Genomic DNA, 16,854 nt, shown 5'->3' with positions numbered 1-16,854 from the left:
AGTCCTCAAGTTAGTCCTCAAGCTCAAAGTTTGTGTAAACGTCCTGTACATCGTCATTATCGTCGAAGGAGTCCATCATTTTGGACAGCTTGTCCGCATTTTCGCCTTCTACAGCAACCATGTTTTGGGGCAGCCAGCGTACTCCAGCGCTTACGAACGTATAGCCTTCCGCTTCAAGTGCGCCTTTCACCTGCTCGAACTCATGCGGATGCGTCAAAATCTCAAAGCTGTCTTCGTTTACGACCAGATCCTCTGCTCCAGCTTCCAGCGTCACCATCATCATCGAGTCTTCATCAATTTCTAAATCCTCACGGTCCACGACAAGCAAGCCTTTATGATCGAACATATAGGATACGCAGCCGCTTTCTCCCATATTGCCGCCACGCTTATTAAAAGCCGAGCGCACATCAGCCGCAGTACGATTGCGATTGTCCGTCAAGCAACGAACCATAATCGCGACGCCGCCTGGACCGTAGCCTTCATACATAATTTCTTCATAATCGACCGCGTCGCCGCCCGTCGCCTTCTTGATTGCCCGTTCAACGTTGTCATTGGGCATTTGCTCCGCACGTGCATTGGCAATGGCTGTCTTCAGGCCAAAATTCGCCTCAGGATTCGCTCCGCCCTTACGTGCCTGCACATAAATTTCACGCGACAGCTTTACAAACTTATTATTTTTAGCCTGATCGGCCTTCCCTTTGCGATCCTTAAACAATTTAAACTTCATGCCACTCGCTCCTCCGACAAAGATTCCACCTAACAGTGTAACATTTCCGGCCTAATCCGGTCAAAGTCTAAAATGCGAAAAGCGCATGGCGAATTAACGTCCCTATACTTCCTATCATTAAGAAATATAGCCTTTCTCCCTCCAATATTCCATCGCAAAATCTTCGCCACAAAAAGGTTTCGTTCCTTCCAGCATATCTTGGTTGTAACGTGTAATCAGCTTTCGGCCTTTTTCAAAAAATTTGACCGCATTCAGCAATTTAGCTCCGCCTTCGTAATTGACCATCGTATAATCGTCATCATCTTCATCTTCTGAATACTGAACCGAAACACATTCAGAGCCGTCCATATGCCTCTGTAAACGGTATGAGCAATATTCGACCTTGGCCTCGCCCTGTTCATCGGTATAGTCTCTGGCCATGCGCAACAAAGCCAATCGCGGGACATCCTTGCAAAGTTCTCCCTCTTGCCGAAATGAGAAATATATATCGCCGATCCATAGCCCGTTGCGCTCTTCATCATAATAATCGTTATAAGGCTCAACAAGCGGGAGAGCCAATATCTCGCGTATATGCTGCGGATCAATGAGATGACGGGCATATTCATAGGTTGATACAGCTTGCAGCAAATAAACCCAATTTTGCTGGCAAAGCTGCTGGATAGCGGCGGGTGAATCATCATTGATAACCGACCAATCTACAAGCTCGTCCGAGACTTTGCGATATTTGCCCGATAACTGCCATTGCATAGGGCCTGAATGAGCTGCAGAGCCTGATTGCGCAGCAACTGGTTCTATTTTCAGCAAAGCCCCGTACTCCTCGCCATCCTGAAAATAAACGCTTCGAAAATGTCCCGAATCCGCTTCATTGCCATACACAGTTGCACGAAAAAACTGATCGCCCAGCCAAAACTCATAGCTTGAGCTAACAGCTTCAGGCTCGCCTAGGAAGCAAAGTGAATCCGCAGTTACCTGCTGCATATAATGCGGACGGAGCTGTGTATCTGCAAATAAAAAAGGAATATGCGGTTGTTCACGAATCGGCTTGATTCGATCTTCATATAGGATAGGCTTGCCTTCTTCCAGAAGACGCAGCATTTCCTCTCGCCAGACGGACGGCTCTTCATCCTCATCTAAAATAATTTCCGGAACAAAAAGCTCGGTCATGTCGAAGCCCTGCCATACACCGAAGTCGTCCCAATCTACTATGTATCGTTCAAAGGCCGATGTCCCCTGAATGCGTACTCTATATTGATCGCTCGTCATCATCAGCTCCGCCTGCATATGGCCCTCAACGATGAGATCGCCGTGATTATAATCTCCCCAAAACATTTTTTCCACCTGCAAATCGCCAGCGATATGGATCTCCTGCCCGCCAACAACCATGTGGCTGGCGCGCATATCGCCAAGAACGATCAAGCCGGTAGCCCCGTCTGTATCTGTATTGCCAATATAGCGATCCACAATCAAATTTCCTTCAACGAGAATGAGCATGGCATCCAAGTCGAGCAGTAGCTCGCTAAGCCGCAAATCCCCTTTATAATACCAAACGTTCTCTGCTTCAAGTTCGCCATCATTTTGTTCATTGCGCAAGTAATACCAGCTCTCGCGAGGCAATTTCAGCTTAATGTCACTAAAGCTAAGCCTCTGAAACACGGCACCGGCTTCCTTCATCATTCTCCTCCTTTAAAAATAGTTGAAAAACACGGTTCTTTTTGCTTAATTTTGCTGCAAGGCCATTTAAAATGAGCCTTTTCCTGCTATTATTTTTACGTATTTCCCGCGCCAAGGTTCTCCTTTTTCTCTCCTTTTCCGCTCTTTTTCTGCCCTTTTCAAACTATTATGCAGCACCAGCTGCTGCCCATTGTCCTAAAGGCCTGTTAAAATGCGAAAAGGAGCCTCCGGATGAACCGGAAGCTCCTGTACATGCTGCAATCAAGTATTATAAGAAACTTCGAATCTTATAATTTAACGACGTTAGCCGCTTGTGCACCGCGATTGCCTTCAGTGATGTCGAACTCTACCTCTTGGCCTTCGTCAAGCGATTTGAAGCCTTCGCTTTGGATAGCGGAGAAATGAACGAATACATCCTCGCCGCCTTCAACCGAGATAAAGCCATAGCCTTTCTCTGCGTTAAACCATTTAACTGTTCCTTTCAAATGAACAACCTCCTAAAAAAATAAACCGCTGTTTAATCAGCGTATACCCTATATTATACAGTCTTAAACTGGAAAATGCAATTAAACCCTAATTTTCAAAAATAAATCTGATCCAGGAATAAAAGGAAGTTTCGCCGGCATTAGCTCCGCCTGTCCGCCCCGCTCTGCGACAGCCTTTAGCAGCTCATCCATGTGCGGGTAAGCATTCCAGCTTAGCGACAACAGCGGGTAAATCCGCACCTGTCCGCCCGGCTTGCACAGTCGCATCATTTCCAAAACAGCCTGCTTATGGAAATTGAAATCAAACTGCTCCGCATACAAAAACAAAAAATGGCTGCATAACACAAGCGAGAAGGTCCCTTGTTCAAAAGGAAGCTCCGGCAGCTGCCCAAAACGATAACGGGCTTGCCCGTCAAGGGATCGCAAATGGCTTGCAAACAGCTCAAGCGAACGCTCCCGTCCCGCGCGATGATTCGCAGGGTCTTTATAATAGCTCCAGTCGAATGCCTCCCGCAAAGCGATCAGCTTGCTTGTGGAAACTTCAATTTCATCTGCAGATTGTGCAATCCACGACTCCACATCTCCGGCATAACGCGGATCAACAGCATGGGCATCATACCCTCGGGCACACGCCTCAGCGGTAAAAGAAGCGCCTCCGGCAGCAATGTCCAGCAGAGGCCCCGCGCCCAAATCGTCTTCTTTCAGTCCGAACATGTGTACATACTCATCAAAACCCCGGCAGGTAATAGCAACGCCTACCTGCTCATACTTCAATTGCTTCATCTTCTCAACTCTCCTCGTCTCAGCTACACTCTTCTCGCGATTACACTTCTATCTCTATAGAAGCTTCGCCTCATAAATGCTTCTTTCCCGCATTATAGCTGATATTATAACACCGTCCCTTATTGCTTTCCACCCCCTAGATAGCTAAAATAGTAAGAATACGGTGTAAGCCGTAACGAAAGGTAAGGTGACCTACAACATGTTCAAGAAATACGAGATATTCAAAACCGACAAGTACAATATGCTGACGGTAGAAGTACAGGGAAAAACCCTCGTCGTACGAGATATTTCCGATCAATGGGGCGAAGAATGCTTCACGTTCGTAAGCCGTCCAGAAATGATGCATTGGGCCGAAAATCGCTTCCGTGCTGACCAGTATGTTGGCCGCGAGGAAGAGCGGGAGAACATCATCCGTGCTTTCAAGGAAGTATAAGCAGGAAAACTCAACCTTAACAGCGAAAACTAACGAGGCCATGTTGTGCTTGCGGCTACAGGGGGTGTACGTTTCGAGATGGATTTAATGACGAATATCATCTTTATTGTCGCATCCTTTGCACTAGGATGGATAGTCCTTGCAAAACGCGATACTCTCGCTCCCAATTTGCGCCGCGGGCTGGCACTTGCTTCTATTGTTTTAATTGCATTCTCGTTTTTCCTCATTGTATTCAGCCTGTTTCAGATGGGAAGCTCATAAGCGCTGGCGGCAGCTGACAAGCCATACATCAAGGAGCAGCCGCCAACGCATCAAATACAAGAGTAGCCGCTTGCCACATCTATGAGTGTAGAAAGTTCTTGTATTTCAACATAACAAGGCAGCCTCCGGTACATACTAGGTACAAATTTATGCCCGGAGGCGAACGCAACTATGAAATGGCTACCCGTCCTTGTTTCACTAAGCCTGACAGCCGGAATTAGTGGCGCTGAGGGAATGATTCAGCCCGCCTATTCCAAAACTGCACCACATGCTACTTCATCTACCATTATACCAAGGAGGAATTCGATGAATCACGTACCTAAGCGTTCCGAAACGAAAGTAGAAGCCCGTTGGAAGCTCGAAGACCTGTTTGCAGATCAAGCTGCTTGGGATAAGGAGTTTGCCGCTGCCAAAAGCTTGATTGGCAAAATCAGCGCTTTTCAAGGCACATTAGCAGACCCATCCAAGCTGAAAGCCTGCTTCGAGCAGGAGGATGAATTGTCGCTGCATGTGGAGCGTCTATACGTATATGCCAATATGAAGCATCATGAGGATACGGCAGAGCCGACCTATCAAGCCTTGTCCGATAAATCCAAGAAGCTGAGCGTGGAAACTGGCGAAGCCCTCTCTTTCATTACGCCAGAGGTGCTTTCCTTAAGCGACGAGGCGCTGGATCAATTGATCGCAAATCCGGAGCTGGCCACGTTCCGTCATACACTTGAAGAAATGCGCCGCCAGAAAGCCCATGTTCTTTCGAAAAATGAAGAGGCGCTGCTTGCGCAAGTAGGCAATATGAGCTCGGCTCCCGGCACGATTTTCAGCTTGCTTAACAATGCTGATTTGAAGTTCCCGAAAGTGAAGGACGAGAAAGGCGAAGAGGTTGAACTGACGCAGGGCCGTTACATCCAGTTCCTTGAGAGCAAAAACCGCGACGTGCGCAAAGAAGCTTTCCAAGCGATGTACGATACATACGGAAAGCTCAAAAACACAATCGGGGCCACGCTGAATGCCAATGTAACGAAAAATATTTTTTACTCCCGTGCCCGCAAGCACGATTCCGTTCTCGCCATGTCGCTCTATGGAGATAACATTCCTGAGACGGTATACACGAACCTGGTTGACACGATTCACAAGCATTTGCCGCTGATGCATCGCTATATGAACCTGCGCAAAAAGCTGCTCGGCGTCGATAAGCTTCATATGTATGATCTGTTCGCTCCCCTTGTAGAGGAATTCGATATGAACATTACGTATGAGGACGCGAAAAAAACAGTCAAAGAAAGCTTGAAGCCGCTTGGCGACGATTATTTGAACGTGCTGCAGCATGGCTTTGACGATGGCTGGATTGATGTGTATGAAAATGAAGGCAAGCGCAGCGGCGCTTACAGCTGGGGAGCGTTCGGCACGCATCCTTATGTGCTGCTCAATCACAAGGACAACTTGAACAGCATGTTTACGCTGACGCATGAAATGGGCCACGCCCTGCATTCGTATTATTCCGATACGACCCAGAACTACCGCGATGCGCAATATACGATTTTCCTCGCAGAAGTGGCTTCCACGCTGAATGAAGCGCTGTTGATGGACTACTTGCTTGACAAGTCAACCGATCCGAAGGAAAAAATGTACCTGCTCACCTACTATGCAGATCAATTCCGGACGACGGTGTTCCGTCAAACGATGTTTGCCGAATTCGAGAAAATCATTCACGAAAGAAGCGAGCAAGGCGAATCGCTGACACCGCAGGATTTGAGCAAAATTTACTACGACCTCAATGTGCTGTATTATGGCGACGATATGGCTGTAGATGAAGACATTGCGATGGAATGGGCACGTATTCCCCATTTCTATAATAGCTTCTATGTGTATAAATATGCGACTGGCTTCTCGGCCGCAACGAGCTTCTCCAAGCAAATTTTGGAGGAAGGCGCGCCAGCAGTCGAGCGTTATCTCGGCTTCCTGAAGAGCGGCGGCAGCGACTTCTCAATCAATATTTTGAAAAAAGCTGGCGTCGACATGTCCTCGCCAGAGCCGATTGAGCAAGCGATGAGCGTGTTCGAAAGCCTCATCGGCCAAATGGAAGAGCTAACTAAAAAATAAATTTGCATCTCCTCTTTGCCTGCCTTGTTTTCTGAGCTAAGGGGATAACCGCTAAAATCAAAAATAACACCTTCCACTCCCGTATTCAGGAGAGAAGGTGTTATTTTATTTTGCATCTAAAGCCACCAGAGGCCCAGTGTTAAGCCAACTAAACCTGCAAGCAAGGATGACAGCATATTAACCCGGTCATTGTTCATAAAATCAAACCCGCGTGTCCGCTCGGTCTTAACGCCGCAGTGCGTGCGGCGCTCCGTCTCGCTGCCGCAGCTTGTGCAGCGGTACATCGCCTGCCAGGTGGCGCCGAGCCAAGAGTCGGCAAAGCATCCGGCAAAGCCAGCTATGGCCGCCGCCGCAATAAGCGCTACAGCTGAGGCTAGGCTGAGGCTGCCGCCTGCAAAACCCGCGCTCCCAGCCTGCAGATCGGCGGCAGACGCTGGATGAAACCATGCCAGCATGATGGCGGCTACGACGCCGATGCAGGCAGCACCAGCGAGCGCCGCGAGTGAGCCGAGCCGCGTCACAGCGCCGCTCGTGCCGGGAGCGACGACTTTGCCGCTCGTCACCGAACGCGGTGGACGCTTGCTCAGCGCACCGATCTCCGTCGCCCATGTGTCGGCATTTACAGCCGCCATGACTCCAATATAGGCGAGCAGCCAGCCATCGCCGGATGCTGGAAACAGCGCATGGCCGAAGCACAGCAGCAGGCCTACTCCGCCATTCGCCCACACTTGTCCAGCGTCGCGACGTCCTGTTTTTTCATATCCCGCTTCCGCCTTCGCTTTCGCCCGGGAGTGCTTTTTCCATTTCGACCATAGGGTTGAGGTAACAAAAAACGCAATAAGACAGGCGAACCATACTGGTTCGCCCCATGTCACAAAGCCTGTTCCCATTGCCATTGCCGATAAAGCGCCCGATAGCGAAAGAGAGCGGAAACGATAGGCGACGAACGCAATTAAGCCGCTTCCAACAAGGCCGCCAAGCAGCCTGAGCCACCATTCATCGATCCAGCCTACCATTTCTCTCGCTCCTCTCCTGCTTCATCTCTCAGTCCTGCCATTGCCTGGCGCCAGCGATTCGGGAAATTCGTGCAAATCATCAGCTCCCGGTCCAGCTCCGCGATTTTGCGAATAGCCCGTTCCTCGTTTATCGTCCAGGCCATCACCTGAATACCCGCTTCCTTAAGCAGCTTCACCCGCTCCTTATTCAGCCTCGAATAATCAATTGAAAGCAAGGTGGAGCCCGTCTGGCTCAGCTCCAAAGGCAGCGTCTGGCGCCAGCCGTCAATAATCAAGCCGGTACGAATACGCCCTTCCGTCAGCTTGAACAGCTTATTCAGCGCTCCGGCGTAGAAAGAGGTCAGCACCACTTCATTTTCCACGCCGAATCGGTGTACGCTTGCAAGCACTTCCTCCTCAAGCGCAGGATAACGAATGCCATTCGTCTTGAGCTCAATGTTCACATTGCAGCGCCCGGCTGTTAGTGCCAGCACTTGATCAAGCGTCGGTACTCCCTCATTTTTGAACAAGGGCGAAAACCAGCTGCCCGCATCAAGCGCGCCAAGCTCGGCAGCCGTCCAGTTGCGGACATCGCCTTTGCCATTCGTTGTACGCCTCATCTTATAATCATGAATAACGACCGGAATATGATCCTTCGATAGCTGCACATCAATTTCAATCCAAAAAACATCAGGCTCTTCCATCGCCAGCTTCACCGCTGCAAGGGTGTTCTCAGGCGCACGCCCTGACCACCCGCGGTGGGCTACGCATACATTTCTTGGCTCTGCCATGCGCTCCTCCTCGCTGCTCTTTATTTAGAGACGAGAGCGCCATCCTCACGGAGCTTCACGCCAAAGGACAGGCTCGTCAGGCGCGTTAGCAGCGCTGCCGCATTTTCCGAATCCATGAGCACTGGCTGCGCTTTGTCCGAGGACATCGGGTAAAACTTCAGGTCGCAGTCCCCTTTTTTCGTACAAATCGCATCCAGCACACCTGTCTCTGCAGTCGGTCCCTTCGGGTAAGCGCTAAAAATAAAGTTCCCTAAACTGTATGCAATCCACTTGCCTTTATACGTCTCAAAACCTTGCAGCACATGCGGATGGCTGCCAATAATAAGATCGGCTCCCGAATCTATGTATTCGCGTGCAAAATCCCGCTGGTATTGCAGCGGCGTATCTTTGCGCTCTTCTCCCCAGTGAACCATCACGACGACCAGATCGGCCTGCTCCTTCGCTTTCTTAATCGCCGCCTTCGCTCTCGTCGTATCGTAGGTTTCTGCTACGCCAGCAACATTTTTGTCTGCTTTCCAAGATACTTCCGGCACGACTCTGCTCAGCCCAATGTACGCTACTTTAATGCCGCGCACCTCTTTAATGACAGGCGCAAACGCATCCGTATCATTTTTGCCGGCACCCATATGGGAAATTCCTGTCTCATCGAGATGCTTCATCGTATTTAATAAGCCTTCGACGCCTTGATCCAGCGTATGGTTGTTCGCCAGGCTGACAACATCAAAGCCGGCATCCCGAAAAGCAGGAAGCGCATCTGGAGAACCTTTGAACACATACGTCTTGTCTACTGCCGGTACACCGCTATCCGTCACGGGATACTCCAAATTGGCTGCCATAATATCCGGCTCGCTTAAATAAAGCAGCGATTGCTTATATGGATAGTCGTATCCATTCAGCTTCATCATGTCGCCGACCGAAGCCGCCAGCAAAATATCGCCAACGAAGCTCAGCTTCACCGTATCCTCGTCGCCAGCTTCAATCGATGGCTGCTGCCCGGAACCTTCATCGCCGCCTGTTCCATCGACTGCTTCATGGCCTTCCTCCTCAGGCTGCTTGGCTGGCGTTGCCGCTGCCTCGCCTCCACCGTTAGTCTCATCGGCTGTAGGAACAGGATCATTCGTTGCTGCCGCTTCTACAGATGGAGAAGGCGAACTGCCTGCGCCCGTTTCCGCGTTTTGCGGCTCCTGACCACCAGCGTTACCTGCGGAAGCGGCATCGGCTGCCTGAGGTTTATTTTCCCCATTAAATAAGGACGCAGCATCAAACCAATTTTGCGTATTAAGCCATAAGCCAATAACGACTGCGATAAGTCCAAGCATAAATCCGTTGAAAATGATGAGGCGTCTTAATCTTCTTTTTCGCCTGGCTTTTTGCTGCTGTCGCGATTCTGTTCTAGATCTATTCATGACAGGATGCTCCTTTATGAATAAAGTTTCCTGTCTATTATAGCAAGCTTGTTATAAATATGCGAAATAACTAGAAGGAAAGCTGCTTCATTCTCTCTGCATCTAGGAAGAGGAAAGCGCTGCTGATGCAATCTCCTTGCCTTGTCTAATACAGTCCGGCAAACCTACGCCGTCGAAAGCCGCTCCTGTAATATGAATGCCCGGCACTTGCTGTGCCATTCTTTCACGCAGGCGCTTCGTCTGGTCCAGATGGCCCACCGGATATTGCGGCATAGAGCGCGGCAGCCGTGTAATTTCCGTAAATAAAGGATCTGCTGTAATATTCATCGTCTTTTTTACATCTTCTCTTACAGCGGCCATCAGCTGGTCATCCGGCAAAAACGGCGTTATCTGATCGCCAGCCCGCCCTACATAACAGCGAAGCAGCACTTTGTCTCCCGGACTCGTATGCAGCCATTTCGTCGAGGTCCATGTGCATGCTGTAATCCTTAAGCCCTCCGAACGCGGAATAACGAACCCCGAACCTTTGAAGGTTACACCAAGGCTCGCTTTATCAAAAGCCATGACGACGTTTGCGACCGAAACATAATCGACCGCCCGCAGCTCCGCACAATCGACCAGCGGCTCCAGCAGCTCCGCTGCCTGAAACGCAGGCGCAGTCATAATCACTTTGTCGGCTGGCAACCGTTCCCCGTTTGCCAGCTCGACGGTGTAGCGGGACCCCGACTGTTCCCCGTCCGCCATGCCAGCGAAACCTGCTGCTTCAACCCCCGCAGCGCTATCATGAATTCCAATAACCGCCTGGCCCAATTTGCGCTCCATGCTTGGCAAAGCTTCGTCCAGCGCATTTACCAAAGTAGACAGCCCGCCCTTAAAGGTAAGAAACACGCTGCTTCTAGCTCCTTCTGGCAGCAGGCTCATATCAGGAGCCTTCGCCAGCTTTTTGTTGCTCCGCATTCCCCGTATTAAGCTGCCATGCTTGCGCTCAGCAGCTGCGAACTGCGGGAACGTCGCTTGAATGCTCAGCTTGTTAAGGTCGCCAGCATAAATGCCCGCCAGCAGCGGCTCTGCAATACGCTGCACAACCTGCGATCCCAGCCGCCGGCCAAGGAAGCCTCCCAGCGATTCGTCGCCAGCTGCAGTACGAGCTGGCTTGATGAAATCAAGCAGCGCCCGCAGCTTGCCGCCCCAAGAGAGCAAGCCTGTCTTGGCGAATGGCATAATTTCCGTCGGAATGCCGAGCACGAGTCCCTGCGGCATCGCATGAAGCTTATTTTTAAACAAAATATAGGATTGCTTGCCCTTCGGATTCGTTCCCGTCAGCTCGGACTCTATCCCTAGCTCTTTAGCCAGCTCAATAATCGCCAGCTTGCGGCTAAGGAAAGAATCCGGGCCGCGTTCGATGACGAAACCGTCACGTTGCAGCGTATTGATTTTGCCGCCCAGTACCTCGGCGCTATCGACAAGCGTAATATGAATCTCTTTACGCTGCCGCTCCGCTTCCCGCTGCAAATAAAAAGCGGAGCTCAGCCCGCTGATCCCCCCGCCAATAATGACAATTCGATCAGCTTCTCCGATTCTCCGCATCTCATTCATCCTTTCTTACCAACCTCTACGTTGCTTCTATTACAGACTCCGCCAGCGTCTCCATATAGAGCGGGTCACGATTTAACATTTTAATTCGTTCAAGGGTGATGCCCATATTTTTCGCTGTCGTCTTCGCTTCGATATCGAGGTCGAACAGCACCTCAAGATGATCCGACACAAAGCCGATTGGCGCGGCCAATACAGCCTTTACCTCTTGCTCCGAAAGCTCGGCAAGCGTCTCCAAAATGTCCGGGCCCAGCCAAGGATCTCTCGTCCGGCCTGCGCTTTGCCAAGTAAACTGCCATCCATCATCCGCAATGCCAGCCTGCTTCGCAACTGCTCTCGACGTCTCCAGCAGCTGCTCCTCGTAAGGATCGCCAAGCTCGCGAATTTTCTCCGGCAAGCTGTGCGCGCTGAATAGCACCTTTACATTCGTCTCTCCGCCCGATGAGGCGCTTAGCCGCGCAAGCCCATCCGTTACCCGTTCCGTCAACGCCTGCAGCAGCTTTGGATGCAGATGGTATTGCTTGACAAACGTCATCTCCACGCCCAGCTCGCTCGCCTTCTCCTGCGCACGCTTGATGTAGCTGCCGACGCTCATCGTCGAATAATGCGGAGCCAGTACGATGCCTACTGCCTGCTTAATCCCGTCGCGAGCCATTTCCTCTACGCCATCTTCGATATAAGGACGGGCATGCTTAAGCCCCTGATAACAAGCATAACGGCCTGGGGCAAGCTGCTCCAGCTTATCCTGAAGGCCGGCTACCTGTCCGTTCGTATTTTCACGAAGCGGGAATACGCCGCCGACAATCGCCTCATATCTGCCATACAAATCCGTTAATTGCTCCGGCGTTGGAGGGTGGCCACGGCGAATATGCGTATAATACGCTTCTACATCATCAAGGCTTTCCGGCGTTCCATATGACATAACGAGAACTCCGATTTTGCTGTTTTCAGCTTCCGACATGGCTCGTTTCCTTCCCTTCACGCGCTGCAATGTATTTTTTCGAATATGAATGTATGTAAGCCGTTAGCTCTTGAAGCTTCTCGAGCGATGCCTCAGGAAATAATCCGTGTCCCAAATTAAAAATAAATCCTGGCTCTTCCAGTCCCTGCTCAATAATTTCCGCTGCATACGATTCAAGTACGCTCATTGGAGCAGTCAGCAGGACAGGATCGAGATTGCCCTGAACCGCGAAGCCGTGATTCAAACGGCGGCGTCCTTCGGGAATCGATACTCTCCAATCAAGACCGATTACATCAGCTTGCACCTTGTGCAGCTCTGGCAGCAGCTCTCCTGAGCTTACGCCTGGGAAATAAATTTTCGGCTGCGGCAAATCCGACAGCTCGCTGAATATCCGCTCGATCGTCGGCAGCACAAACTTGCGGAAATCGGCTGGCGCCAGCGCCCCGACCCAGCTATCAAACAATTGGAAAGCCTTCCCGCCATTCTCGATATGCGCACGCAAATAAGCGATAACCATATCGCCCAGCTTGTCCATCAGCTTGTGCCATACTTCCGGCTCGCCGTACATCATTGCCTTTGTGCGCAAGTAGTTTTTGGACGGCCTGCCTTCAATCAAATAGCTGGCAATCGTAAACGGCGCTCCTGCAAATGTAATAAGCGGAACATCAAGCTCCCGATCTAAAATACGGATCGTTTCCAGCACATGGCCGAGATCGCCTTCTACATCGATTGGCTTCAGCCGGTCTACATCCGCCGCGCAGCGAATCGGGTTATCGATTACGGGACCCACGTTCGCCACAATATCAAAATCAATGCCGATTGAAGCAACCGGATTCATAATATCCGAATATAAAATAGCCGCATCCACGCCGAGCTTGCGCACCGGCATCATCGTCACTTCAGCAGCCAGCTCCGGCTGCTTGCAAATTTCGAGCAGCGAATATTTCTCTTTTATTTTTCGATATTCAGGATCGTATCTTCCAGCTTGGCGCATATACCATACGGGCACCTGATCCAGCTGTTCTTTGCGGCAGGCCCGAATGAAACGGTCATTATAGCTCATGTTCGCCGTTCCTCTTTTCTATAAAATTTTCTATTAACTCCATTATGCCCGTTTTTGCAGGGGCTAACAACCGCTAGTACCTGACTTCCTATGACAATGTTATGACACTCTCTTTAGGCATTCTCTTCATTATAACCTGATTCAAGACGAATTTCGTGCTTTTCTGAAATATAAGCATTAATAAGTTTCACATTTATTAACAGGCTTATATTTCTCGGACTGAAACGCGCCGCGCCGCCAAAAGACGGCGACAGCCGTTTCACCTTGACAAAATGTTCTACGTATTTCTGTCTGGCGGGCAGCTTGTGCTATACTAAAAAACATGGAACAGTGGAAAAAAAATCTCATCGTACTCTGGTTCGGACAATTTCTCGTAATGGCTGGAATGACCATGATCATTCCTTTTATGTCGTTTTATTTGCAGTTTGAGCTGGGCTTAACCGACCCGCATCAAATTGCTGTATGGGCTGGTGTTATTTTCGCCGGCAACTTTGTCACGCAATTTATTTTCCAGCCGATTTGGGGAAAATACGCCGATCGCTACGGACGCAAGCTAATGCTGCTCCGCTCTGGCATCGGCATGGCGATTGTCATTGTGCTGATGGGCTTTGCGACGACGCCATGGCATCTGCTGCTGCTGCGCATGCTGAACGGAACGATTTCCGGCTTTAATCCCGCGGCTGTGGCGCTGATTTCTGCCAGCACGCCCAAGGATCGTATGGGCTATGCGATGGGAACGCTCCAATCGGGCGGCATTGCCGGAACGATATTAGGCCCTTTTATCGGCGGGCTGCTGGCTGACGCTGTCGGCTACCGTCCGATTTTTTATTTGACAGGCTCCCTATTGTTCGCTGCCTCCATGCTGGCGTTGTTCGTCGTGAAGGAGACGTTCGACTTGCAGAAGGCAGCAGCGAAAGTGCAAATTTCCGTCATCGAAGGCTTTAAGCGGCTGCGGGGCATTCATGAACTGACGGCACTGTATGCGGTCACCTTCCTCATTCAATTCGCGATGATGAGCTCGATGACGCTGCTGCCGCTGCATGTCCAAAGCCTGCATGGCCCGACAGCCAATTTGGCTTTTTGGGCAGGCTTCGTCGGCTCTGCGGCTGGCATCTCCAATCTCATTGCGTCGCCTGTGCTCGGAAAGCTCAGCGATCGCATCGGCTCAGAGCGCATTCTCGGCTATTCGCTGATTGGCGCGGGACTGACCTTTATCCCGCAGGCGCTCGCCGACAGTGTGCCGCAGCTGCTCATTTCCCGGTTTGCGCTGGGCATTTTTCTCGGCGGACTTGTGCCGACGGTCAATTCGCTCATTCGCAAATATACGCCGGACGGTATGGAATCCCGTGCCTACAGCTTTAACAGCAGCACGCTCGGCCTCGGCAATATGGTCGGCCCGATTACAGGCGGCGCGCTATCCGGCTGGATCGGCATCCGGGGACTGTTCATTATGTCAGCGGTCATGATGCTGCTGAATGCGCTTTGGGTGCATCGCTCGCTGCTGCGGGGCAAACGGCAGGCTTCGCAAAGCTAAATCATGCAGGCTTATGTACCTGCCGATCCTCTACTCACATAACTGTAAAGGATTCCACACAGAAAAAAGGAGACAAAAGCAGCCTTGGCGTTTACGCCAAGGCTGCTTTTTCAGTTATGCACTCCTGTTGTCACGTACACATTCCGCAGGTCAATCATTACCTATTCGGCTATCCTGCCTATTGGGCTTATCTTGCAATCCACTCAAGCATCCGTCAGCAGAAATAATTCGTCGCCTGCCCGGACATGCCCCGCCTTCGTAACCGAGGCATACAAGCCAAAACACAAATGAAGCTCCTGGTTGACTTTTTTGAGCAGCGACATATCCCGCTCCAGCGTGTCAGGGTCCAGCGTTATCATGGAGCAGCGCTCGCAATGCCCGTCTACGTGCAGCTCCGCGCTGCCAAGCTGGAGCCGCTTGCCGATCCAGCTGCCTTCATCCGGCGCATCGCCCGCAAGCGCCACAATCATGTTCGCCCGGAACCGCCGCGCATCGAGCGGCTTGCCCCACATCGCCTCAAGCTTGCCCAGCAGCGCATCGGTCACAATAAGTACGCTGCTGGCATCCGCGCCCAGCAAATCCGGCGTTTCCGGCGCATAACGCCGCATGGAAAGGGTCGTGCGGGTATGCGACTGTATTTCGGCGAGCAGCTGCTCGTTCCAGGCGAGCTCGCGATTGTCAGGCGACGTAACCGTTACTTCGGGAAAACCGGATGCCGCTGCCGTACCCTTTTCAAAACCAGCATCATCTTGGAGCTTCGCCTTGTAGCCAAGCATCGCCGGAATTTGCCGCGCTGTAATAAAGCTGTCCCAGCCTTCCTTCGTTTCATCTATAAAGGCATGGCTGCGGTCGCCATACAGTCCATAAGTTTCCAGCCTGCTGGATGACAGCCGCTCGCCCGCAAACGATTTAATGGGGTAACGGTTCATTTCCTTAAGCGTGCCAACCCGTGTTTTTACTCGTTCGACTGCCGGTTTTTCTGCCAATGCCCACTTCTCCCGTCTCCTGCAAAATAAATGCGCGAAACAGGCGCTGCCCCATAATGCGGCAACGCCCGTCTACACTTAAACGATTCTATTAGCTATCATAGCACAGGAAGCTCTTTCTTCAAGCGGCCAGGCTTTCGATTGACAACGATTATGCTGGATGCGACAAGTGCGAGGCCCACCACCAAATTGATTGTGACATGCTCCTTTAAAAATAACACGCTGAACACGATCGCAATAAGCGGGATCAGAAACATGAACGAGCCGACCTTCGCTGAATCGCCATTGCGGATGAGTTTGAAATAAATTAGCCAGCCGACCGCGATGACAAAAATAGAGATGAACAGCGTATCGAATATGAACGGCATATTCCATACAATATCGGACCAGCTTTCGGTCATCGACCCTGTGCCCAAAATAACGACACCGCCAATGGCCACCTGCATCGCGGTCATCCATAGGGAATCGACTCGCGCCGCCATTTTTTTCGTGTATATCGTGCCTCCTGCCCAGCTTATGGCCGAAACAATCGCAAGCAGCAAGCCCCATACGGAAACATGGCCGGAAATGCCTCCCGTCGTTATTGCCGCAACACCGGCGAAGCCCAGCAGAAGGCCGATAATTTTCAGCGGGTACATCGCCTCTCCCAGCCATAGCCATGCAAACACACCGAGCAGCACAGGCTGTAAAAAGACAATCGCCGTGAACAGTCCTGCCGGCATATATTGGAGCCCTATCGTCTGAAAGCTGTAATACATAATGATGTTCAGCATGGAAGCAATAAGATAAATAGGCCAATTCTGCTTAAGCCGCAGCGGCCCCCGCTTCCAAATGGCAAAGCCTACGAGCAAAATGCCGCCGATGAGCGTTCGAATGCCCGCAAATAATAAAGGCGGAGAAAAGTCCAGCGCATATTTCGTAAGCGGCCAATTGATGCCCCATATAAACACGAGAAATATTAAATACATCGTTGCCGCTGATCGGGAAATACCAGGCACCTTGAACAGCTCCTTGTGTGGTCGTTTTACCGAATGATACAATAGTTTGCAACATAAATAAAATAAA

At 50.9% G+C, this 16,854-nt stretch carries 16 protein-coding genes; 4 read left to right on the top strand and 12 right to left on the bottom strand.

Going from position 1 to position 16,854, the window contains the following annotated elements; translation table 11 throughout:
* Positions 1-10: 10 nt before the first annotated feature.
* From BBD42_RS20385 to BBD42_RS20370, 4 genes are all read right to left on the bottom strand, one after another.
* Positions 11-727, bottom strand: a complete 717-nt coding sequence (locus tag BBD42_RS20385) for a YebC/PmpR family DNA-binding transcriptional regulator (RefSeq protein ID WP_056029519.1) — start codon at positions 725-727, stop codon at positions 11-13.
* A gap of 117 nt (positions 728-844) precedes the next feature.
* On the bottom strand, positions 845-2,401 hold the full coding sequence (locus BBD42_RS20380; RefSeq protein WP_150131576.1) for a hypothetical protein: 1,557 nt from the start codon (positions 2,399-2,401) through the stop codon (positions 845-847).
* 284 nt (positions 2,402-2,685) lie between these two features.
* Complete coding sequence (locus tag BBD42_RS20375; RefSeq protein WP_046229980.1) at positions 2,686-2,883, bottom strand: cold shock domain-containing protein; 198 nt, start codon at positions 2,881-2,883, stop codon at positions 2,686-2,688.
* A gap of 81 nt (positions 2,884-2,964) precedes the next feature.
* The gene (locus BBD42_RS20370; protein WP_099519660.1) at positions 2,965-3,666 is read right to left on the bottom strand and encodes a class I SAM-dependent methyltransferase; all 702 of its coding nucleotides are present in this window, start codon (positions 3,664-3,666) and stop codon (positions 2,965-2,967) included.
* Positions 3,667-3,865: 199 nt separating this feature from the next.
* On the opposite strand from BBD42_RS20370, the gene BBD42_RS20365 reads away from it, so the two are divergent.
* The 3 genes from BBD42_RS20365 to pepF all read left to right on the top strand — a co-directional run bounded on the left by BBD42_RS20365 (position 3,866) and on the right by pepF (position 6,460).
* Entirely contained in the window at positions 3,866-4,099 is a 234-nt protein-coding gene (locus BBD42_RS20365; protein WP_046229982.1) for a hypothetical protein, read from the top strand.
* A gap of 78 nt (positions 4,100-4,177) precedes the next feature.
* Positions 4,178-4,360, top strand: a complete 183-nt coding sequence (locus tag BBD42_RS20360) for a hypothetical protein (RefSeq protein WP_099519659.1) — start codon at positions 4,178-4,180, stop codon at positions 4,358-4,360.
* 306 nt (positions 4,361-4,666) lie between these two features.
* A complete protein-coding gene (pepF, locus tag BBD42_RS20355) occupies positions 4,667-6,460 on the top strand; it encodes an oligoendopeptidase F (RefSeq protein WP_172455571.1) in 1,794 nt (597 codons plus the stop codon).
* A 116-nt stretch (positions 6,461-6,576) separates the two neighbouring features.
* On the opposite strand, the gene BBD42_RS20350 is transcribed toward pepF, so the two are convergent.
* The 6 genes from BBD42_RS20350 to hemE all read right to left on the bottom strand — a co-directional run bounded on the left by BBD42_RS20350 (position 6,577) and on the right by hemE (position 13,269).
* Positions 6,577-7,476, bottom strand: coding sequence for a DUF92 domain-containing protein (locus BBD42_RS20350; RefSeq protein ID WP_099519657.1), 900 nt, complete (start codon positions 7,474-7,476; stop codon positions 6,577-6,579).
* Positions 7,470-8,246 (bottom strand): glycerophosphodiester phosphodiesterase, encoded by a 777-nt coding sequence (locus BBD42_RS20345; RefSeq protein WP_099519656.1) that lies wholly within the window; start codon positions 8,244-8,246, stop codon positions 7,470-7,472. Before BBD42_RS20345 ends, BBD42_RS20350 begins: the two co-directional genes overlap by 7 nt.
* Positions 8,247-8,266: 20 nt before the next feature.
* The gene (locus BBD42_RS20340; protein WP_099519655.1) at positions 8,267-9,652 is read right to left on the bottom strand and encodes a CapA family protein; all 1,386 of its coding nucleotides are present in this window, start codon (positions 9,650-9,652) and stop codon (positions 8,267-8,269) included.
* A 102-nt stretch (positions 9,653-9,754) separates the two neighbouring features.
* Positions 9,755-11,239: a protoporphyrinogen oxidase gene (gene hemG / locus BBD42_RS20335; RefSeq protein WP_099521714.1), complete on the bottom strand. Its 1,485-nt coding sequence runs from the start codon at positions 11,237-11,239 to the stop codon at positions 9,755-9,757.
* A gap of 25 nt (positions 11,240-11,264) precedes the next feature.
* Positions 11,265-12,206, bottom strand: coding sequence for a ferrochelatase (gene hemH / locus BBD42_RS20330; RefSeq protein ID WP_099519654.1), 942 nt, complete (start codon positions 12,204-12,206; stop codon positions 11,265-11,267).
* Positions 12,193-13,269, bottom strand: coding sequence for a uroporphyrinogen decarboxylase (gene hemE, locus BBD42_RS20325; protein WP_056029546.1), 1,077 nt, complete (start codon positions 13,267-13,269; stop codon positions 12,193-12,195). The genes hemH and hemE overlap by 14 nt, the downstream gene beginning before the upstream one ends.
* A gap of 322 nt (positions 13,270-13,591) precedes the next feature.
* Here hemE and BBD42_RS20320 point away from each other — a divergent pair, with 322 nt between their 5' ends.
* On the top strand, positions 13,592-14,803 hold the full coding sequence (locus BBD42_RS20320; protein ID WP_099519653.1) for an MFS transporter: 1,212 nt from the start codon (positions 13,592-13,594) through the stop codon (positions 14,801-14,803).
* A 203-nt stretch (positions 14,804-15,006) separates the two neighbouring features.
* On the opposite strand, the gene BBD42_RS20315 is transcribed toward BBD42_RS20320, so the two are convergent.
* Both BBD42_RS20315 and BBD42_RS20310 read right to left on the bottom strand, forming a co-directional pair.
* Positions 15,007-15,789 (bottom strand): MOSC domain-containing protein, encoded by a 783-nt coding sequence (locus tag BBD42_RS20315; protein WP_237163168.1) that lies wholly within the window; start codon positions 15,787-15,789, stop codon positions 15,007-15,009.
* 98 nt (positions 15,790-15,887) lie between these two features.
* Entirely contained in the window at positions 15,888-16,787 is a 900-nt protein-coding gene (locus BBD42_RS20310) for a DMT family transporter (protein ID WP_481855888.1), read from the bottom strand.
* Between the last annotated feature and the right edge of the window lie 67 nt (positions 16,788-16,854).

The organism is Paenibacillus sp. BIHB 4019, assembly GCF_002741035.1.
Taxonomy (GTDB): domain Bacteria; phylum Bacillota; class Bacilli; order Paenibacillales; family Paenibacillaceae; genus Pristimantibacillus.
Note: the sequence above shows the minus strand (reverse complement) of the source record. Positions and strands in the feature narration are given on the sequence as shown.

What these genes read in the sequence shown, in the direction of transcription:
- BBD42_RS20385 (WP_056029519.1), bottom strand. Translation starts at nt 727, where the DNA reads ATGAAGTTTAAATTGTTTAAGGATCGCAAAGGGAAGGCCGATCAGGCT.
- BBD42_RS20320 (WP_099519653.1), top strand. Translation starts at nt 13,592, where the DNA reads ATGGAACAGTGGAAAAAAAATCTCATCGTACTCTGGTTCGGACAATTT.
- pepF (WP_172455571.1), top strand. Translation starts at nt 4,667, where the DNA reads ATGAATCACGTACCTAAGCGTTCCGAAACGAAAGTAGAAGCCCGTTGG.
- hemG (WP_099521714.1), bottom strand. Translation starts at nt 11,239, where the DNA reads ATGCGGAGAATCGGAGAAGCTGATCGAATTGTCATTATTGGCGGGGGG.
- BBD42_RS20360 (WP_099519659.1), top strand. Translation starts at nt 4,178, where the DNA reads ATGGATTTAATGACGAATATCATCTTTATTGTCGCATCCTTTGCACTA.
- BBD42_RS20340 (WP_099519655.1), bottom strand. Translation starts at nt 9,652, where the DNA reads ATGAATAGATCTAGAACAGAATCGCGACAGCAGCAAAAAGCCAGGCGA.
- BBD42_RS20370 (WP_099519660.1), bottom strand. Translation starts at nt 3,666, where the DNA reads ATGAAGCAATTGAAGTATGAGCAGGTAGGCGTTGCTATTACCTGCCGG.
- BBD42_RS20350 (WP_099519657.1), bottom strand. Translation starts at nt 7,476, where the DNA reads ATGGTAGGCTGGATCGATGAATGGTGGCTCAGGCTGCTTGGCGGCCTT.
- hemE (WP_056029546.1), bottom strand. Translation starts at nt 13,269, where the DNA reads ATGAGCTATAATGACCGTTTCATTCGGGCCTGCCGCAAAGAACAGCTG.
- hemH (WP_099519654.1), bottom strand. Translation starts at nt 12,206, where the DNA reads ATGTCGGAAGCTGAAAACAGCAAAATCGGAGTTCTCGTTATGTCATAT.
- BBD42_RS20345 (WP_099519656.1), bottom strand. Translation starts at nt 8,246, where the DNA reads ATGGCAGAGCCAAGAAATGTATGCGTAGCCCACCGCGGGTGGTCAGGG.
- BBD42_RS20380 (WP_150131576.1), bottom strand. Translation starts at nt 2,401, where the DNA reads ATGATGAAGGAAGCCGGTGCCGTGTTTCAGAGGCTTAGCTTTAGTGAC.
- BBD42_RS20365 (WP_046229982.1), top strand. Translation starts at nt 3,866, where the DNA reads ATGTTCAAGAAATACGAGATATTCAAAACCGACAAGTACAATATGCTG.